The sequence below is a fragment of the Candidatus Cloacimonadota bacterium genome, from assembly GCA_034661015.1.
Classification (GTDB): domain Bacteria; phylum Cloacimonadota; class Cloacimonadia; order JGIOTU-2; family JGIOTU-2; genus JAYEKN01.
Genome location: JAYEKN010000042.1, coordinates 1 through 1,124, shown reverse-complemented (window position 1 = coordinate 1,124; position 1,124 = coordinate 1). Strand labels below are relative to the sequence as shown.

The window sequence follows — 1,124 nt, the reverse complement described above, 5'->3', positions numbered from 1 at the left end:
CAGGAGAACATGGCATTGGACTTGCCAGGAGAGATTATATCTCCATGGAGCTTTCCTGGAAAAGCATATCTCTGCAAAGGGGAATCAAAGCACTTTTTGATCCCAAAAACATCCTTAATCCCGGAAAGATATTTATATAACCGGCACGGCCGGAGCGTGGTTACTGCATCGGCCACAACAAAATATTAAACTCCATGATTTTAAATAGTTATACGGAGTTTCATATAAAACCAAAAAGATTTGGAATGTCCCCCTGATTTATGCTGATTTCTTACTGGGGGTTATTCCTCGTTCCCAAGCTGGAGCTTGGGAACGAGGAATAGTGTTTACCACCAAATTTAAATATGATACAAATGGGGTTTGAATGAAGCAATTTTATAAATCAACAAAAAAAACTCTAATCGAACTATTAGAAAAACATCCTTGACAATAACAAATTCCTATAATAAATACTAACAAAAGTATTGTAACACAAACAATCAGGCCGGATGTTGCTATGTAACCGAAGAAGCGGAGCTATGTTCTAAAATAGAAAAAACAATGAAAAAAAAACTTATCCTAAGAAAAACAAACCAAAATCAAAAGTCATTCCATTCCCCCTCAAGCAGGAAAAACCAAAGAGATTCTCTGATGAATATGAAGACTTTGAATTTTGGGAACCACTGTATGAATTACGAAAAAATGGAGATTATCCTGCGTTAGTTGAGTATTGCAAGGAAAGAGCAAAGAAATGTCCTGATGATCCATATGCTCAATACGATCTTGGTGAAGCTTATGTCTTAAATGGAGAAAATGAAAAGGCGATACAATTCCTTGCAAAACATCACAAAAAATTCCCTGATAATCCAGATTTCCAACATGTGATTCTATCGGCACTATTTGCATTGGGCAAAACGGAAGATGATTTTAATTGGACAGAAAAACCAATTGTACTGAAAATGACTAAAAAAATTATTGATGCTTGTTATGAATTTCTTAAACCAAAACGAAAGCCCCGCAGCATAGATGAGCTATATTTAATTTTTGTTTTCAAAGGATATCTGCGTTTTAAAGAAAAAGATTTATTTGAGGCATTAACAAAGGATGAAAGATTCATTATAGATAATGGGGATTCTCCGTTTTTT

At 34.8% G+C, this 1,124-nt stretch carries 2 protein-coding genes; both read left to right on the top strand.

Going from position 1 to position 1,124, the window contains the following annotated elements; translation table 11 throughout:
- The coding region (locus U9P79_01485; GenBank protein ID MEA2103301.1) for an FAD-linked oxidase C-terminal domain-containing protein at nt 1-140 on the top strand (140 nt) is incomplete at its 5' end.
- A gap of 744 nt (nt 141-884) precedes the next feature.
- Nucleotides 885-1,124: hypothetical protein (locus U9P79_01480; protein MEA2103300.1), on the top strand; the 240-nt coding region annotated here is incomplete at its 3' end.